Below are 4,577 nucleotides of genomic sequence, written 5' to 3' on the forward strand. Positions count from 1 at the left end.
GGGTTCCAGGTTGCAGTTTTTCCCCGCCCAATTCTCAAACAGCTTCATCTCCTCAACCCACCCAGATCAACCCGACTGGACAACGCTTTGACGGTGTAACAATTAACATAATTACTCAGGATGGGCCCTTAGCCATCGATCGATCCGTGTCTAAAGTAATGGATAAAGTAGGGGCTGTGGTCACTCCAGGCAGTACTCAAGTACTTGATCGCAAGACTAATAAATTGGTTGCCTGCGATAAGTTTACCTGTCCTTACGCCATTGATAATGTCAATCACGCACCCTACGCCGCCAATATCGGTTGGACAAGTGTAATTTATGCCAAGGCTGCACCAAAAGTGAAGGATGCGGCATACGCGTTTTTCTCTTACATGAGTCAGCCTGCTCAGGCTAACGTGGATGTGACGATTGGGGCAACGGGCTTCAACCCCTACCGAATTTCGCAATTTAAAAACTCAGATCCCTGGATTAAATCTGGGATGTCGTCTGAAGCAGCCAACAACTATCTCGCAGCGCTTGGCATCAGCTTGAATAGTCCCAATATGGTTTTGAGTTTGACCATTCCCCATAATCAACAATATCAATTTGAAGTTCTTGATGACGTTGTATCTAAGTTCTTAGGGAACAAAATTACAACCGAGCAGGCAATGCAGCAGATTGAACAAAAATGGGAACAGATTACTAACAAAGTAGGGCTGGAGTCTCAACGCGCCGCTTACCGCGCCACCCTTGGGCTAAACCCCATAAATACGACAGCGAAAGAAATCTCTAATCCTTAGTCCAACTGTTCATTTGACAGGTGAAGTGGGCATCTTAGAAATAATTGGGCAAAAATAACATTGAAAGTGACTAACAATGCATTGTCCATCTCAGTAGTTTGGGGCTGTAAAAGGAGCCACACAGTGCGAAATTGGAACCTCAGCACAAAAATTATTGCTTCTTATTCAGTGCTAATCGTGGTGATGGCAGGGACAATTGCTTCGGGAATGTACTGGCAATTGTATTCTAGTCAACGGCAGGCAATCCGTAATCAGCTTTTGGCGATTGTTAGTCTGGCAGTTCCACAAATCGACAGCGATTATCATGGATTGGTTCTCCAGCGAAGCGATGTCTACGACGGGCTGCGCCTACGCACCTCAGCCTTTTATAAAATTAATTAAGATAGACTTGTAGCTATTCAAGCAACCAGTAAAGATATTAAGCGTATTTATACGGTACGCCAGCAATCAAATAAAAAGTTTATCTATGTCTTAAACTATGATCCTGCCGACCGAGACAAAACTGTATTGATTGGCATGGATTACACAAAGTCTTTAGATGCTTTGTATGCAGCCGTTGCCCACAATGCACCCCTTGTTGAGCAGGAATTTCACAAAACTGCAAATGGCGAAACCATTCTTTACGGTTATGCCCCAATTACCAATCTCCAGGGTTGGATAAATGGATTCTTGGTGGTTGAATTAGACGCAAGTTCTGTAGTGCGCCAAGAAATTAGGGCTGCCGGATTTGCTCTAGTAACTTTTTTGGCTGTGTTGTTATTGACTGTATTTTTAGTGGGTTGGCTATCGCGATCGCTGGTAGTGCTACCAATTTTACAACTCAATAGCGCCGCCAAGCAATTAGAAACGGGGAATTGGAATGCGATTCTACCGAGCAATCGCACCGATGAACTTGGAGAACTCTCCGCATCTTCTGGTTTGAGGTGGAACTTCCCGAAGCTCAAGAATGGGCAGTAAGTCTGCGAACAACTAAGCAAGGCAAGATTGTCGGATTTGAAGGCAGTAAGCGCCAAGTGCTGGTAGTCGATGACCGCTGGGAGAATCGCTCGGTTTTAGTTAGTCTACTGGAACCTTTGGGTTTTGCAGTGATTGATGTCAGCAATGGTCGAGAAGGATTGGACAAGGCCAAGGAGATTCATCCTGACCTGATTATTACAGACTTGATGATGCCAGAAATGGATGGTTGCGAGATGCTGCGACAGTTGCGACAGATTCCTGAGTTGCAGAATGTTCCAGCGATCGCCTCTTCAGCTAGTGTATTTGAAAGTAACCAAAATGAGAGTATCGCAGCTGGAGCCGATGCGTTTTTACCCAAGCCTGTAGAAGCCCCAGCGCTGCTGAAGTTGTTGGAAAAATACCTGAATCTGAAATGGATTTATGACCAAAACTCCACTGCTGTGGAGGCAATGACAGCCAACTCAGAGGCAATATCTTCATCCACCCCAGATGACATTGTTCCCCCAACCGAGGTGGTTTTGTCGCAGTTGCACACATTGACGTTGCAGGGACGCTTGATGGCCATTGAGCAACAGCTAAAAATTTTGGAAAAAACAGATGAGCGATACCAACCATTTGTTAAAGCGATACGTGAGTATGCAGATAATTTCCAGACTGAAAAAATCCGAGCATTCATTGAACAGTATCTTCACTAATCGAAGGTAACTGACCACTATGACACTAGAAAAGAATTCTTGTAATCCCAATCCCCATCTTTGCTATGACAGCATTCTCTAGTAATTCCATTACATTTAACAATCCTGTTACCAACGTCTTTGACAATGGCATTATCCTGATTGTCGATGATGTGCCAAATAACTTAAAGGTGCTTTCAGACACCTTAGCCCAAGCTGGTTTTGAAGTTGCGATCGCCACCAGTGGTGAAAGTGCGCTACAGCAATTGGAACATACTCCAGTGTCCTTGATTTTACTGGATGTGATGATGTCGGGGATGAATGGCTTTGAAACTTGTCAGCACATCAAAGCCAATCTGAAAACCCGAAATATTCCGATTATCTTTATCACCGCCCTTTCTGAATCGGTGAATAAAGTCACAGGCTTTGAATTAGGAGCCATTGACTACATCACCAAACCGTTTCAACAAGGTGAAGTTTTAGCACGAGTGCGAACTCACTTAAAGCTTAACCAATTGAGCCAGTCTCTTGAAGCCAGAAATACAGAACTGCAAAAACTTACTGAGCAACTAGAGCAACGAGTTACTGAACGAACTCAGGAACTATTTGCATCGATTGAAACTCTCAAGCAAACTCAACAATTGATGCGCTTAGTATTTGATACTATTCCCCACTGGGTAGGCTGGAAAGATATCAATTCAGTTTATTTGGGCTGTAATCAAAGTTTGGCTAATGTACTAAACTTAAGTTCACCAGATGAAATTGTGGGTAAAAATGATTATGACTTACTGATAAACAAAGAACAATCCGATTGGTATCGTGTGTGCGATCGCCGCATCATGGAGTCTGGTCAAGCAGAACTCCACATAACTGAACAATGGCAACGGGCGGATGGTCAGCAAATTTGGTTGGATACGAGCAAGATGCCTTTACGCGATGCCAAGGGAAATGTGTTTGGCATTTTATTCGTGGCAGAAGACATTACCGAACGTCAACTGGCACAAGAAGAACTCAAACAACAAAAACAAAATTTAGAAGAAGCACTAGCAGAACTTCAAGGCACCCAAGTGAATTGGTGCAAAGTGAAAAAATGTCGGCGCTGGGAAACCTTGTAGCGGGGGTGGCACATGAAATTAATAACCCTGTTGGCTTCCTGGGCGGCAATATTCAACCTGCCTTAGATTATATCAAGGATATATTTGGCTTAATTGATTTGTATCAACAGGAATATTCTCATCCCAGTGGAATAATTAAAGACGAAATCGAAGCAATTGACCTCGATTATATCCGCGAAGACTTACCGAAGTTAGTGGGTTCTATGCAAGAAGGTGTGAAGCGAATTCGGGATATTAGTACTTCCTTACGAACCTTCTCTCGTGCTGATAGCGATCGCCCTATTGCTTGCAACATTCATGATGGCATCGACAGTACTATCTTAATTCTTAAACATCGTCTCAAAGCTTCAGAAACTCACCCAGAAATTCAAGTTATCAAAGAATATGGTCAGCTACCATTAGTAGAATGCTATGCTGGACAGTTGAATCAGGTATTTATGAATATTCTAGCAAATGCTATTGATGCTTTGGAAGAGTCAAATATTGGACGCAGTTTTGAAGAGATGAAAAATAATCCCAAGTGCATCACAATTATTACTAAAATTAGTGAAAGTCAGCAAAAAATAATTATTACAATTAAAGATAATGGTAAGGGAATGAATGAACAAATAAAATTAAAAGTATTTGACCATTTATTTACTACAAAATCTGTTGGTAAAGGTACAGGATTGGGACTCGCGATCGCTCGTCAAATAGTTGAAGAAACCCACGGCGGAAAACTGAGTTTTAACTCAGTTCTAGGTGAAGGTACAGAGTTTCTCATTGAAATTCCAGCGTAAATTTTTGCTCTTCTTTATAAATAACTTTATATATTCTGGGAACACTAAATCTGGAAGTCTTAAAGATTTAGCAGTATGGTTAGCACTCTTGTCAATATTCCCGGATACAAGGTTAGCGAAGAACTCTACAATGGTTCTAGAACGCTGGTTTATCGAGGATATCGAGAAACTGACTCATTAAGAGTAGTGATTAAACTACTGAAAAATCCTTATCCGAGTTTCAGCGAACTTTTGTCGTTTCGTAATCAGTACACTATTGCCAAAAATCTTAAC

General features: G+C 42.1%; 6 protein-coding genes and 1 pseudogene. All 7 read left to right on the forward strand.

The features are described 5' to 3' along the window. Positions 1-779, forward strand: a pseudogene (locus tag IQ229_RS14025) (ABC transporter substrate-binding protein); the annotation flags it as partial. Positions 780-902: 123 nt separating this feature from the next. Further along, entirely contained in the window at positions 903-1,160 is a 258-nt protein-coding gene (locus tag IQ229_RS14030; protein WP_228013458.1) for a hypothetical protein, read from the forward strand. Positions 1,161-1,295: 135 nt separating this feature from the next. Then, positions 1,296-1,736 carry a HAMP domain-containing protein gene (locus IQ229_RS14035; protein WP_194044665.1) on the forward strand — a complete coding sequence of 147 codons (441 nt, stop codon included), beginning with the start codon at positions 1,296-1,298 and terminating at the stop codon, positions 1,734-1,736. Continuing rightward, positions 1,703-2,431, forward strand: coding sequence for a response regulator (locus tag IQ229_RS14040; protein ID WP_322743986.1), 729 nt, complete (start codon positions 1,703-1,705; stop codon positions 2,429-2,431). The genes IQ229_RS14035 and IQ229_RS14040 overlap by 34 nt, the downstream gene beginning before the upstream one ends. A 65-nt stretch (positions 2,432-2,496) precedes the next feature. Next, the gene (locus IQ229_RS24700) at positions 2,497-3,525 is read left to right on the forward strand and encodes a response regulator (protein WP_194044667.1); all 1,029 of its coding nucleotides are present in this window, start codon (positions 2,497-2,499) and stop codon (positions 3,523-3,525) included. After that, positions 3,501-4,304 (forward strand): sensor histidine kinase, encoded by an 804-nt coding sequence (locus IQ229_RS24705; protein ID WP_194044669.1) that lies wholly within the window; start codon positions 3,501-3,503, stop codon positions 4,302-4,304. Before IQ229_RS24700 ends, IQ229_RS24705 begins: the two co-directional genes overlap by 25 nt. A 75-nt stretch (positions 4,305-4,379) precedes the next feature. Continuing rightward, a partial coding sequence (locus IQ229_RS14055) for a hypothetical protein (RefSeq protein WP_194044671.1) occupies positions 4,380-4,577 on the forward strand: 198 nt, incomplete at its 3' end.

The organism is Nostoc cf. edaphicum LEGE 07299 (genome assembly GCF_015207245.1).
GTDB classification, from domain to species: Bacteria; Cyanobacteriota; Cyanobacteriia; order Cyanobacteriales; family Nostocaceae; genus Nostoc; species Nostoc edaphicum_B.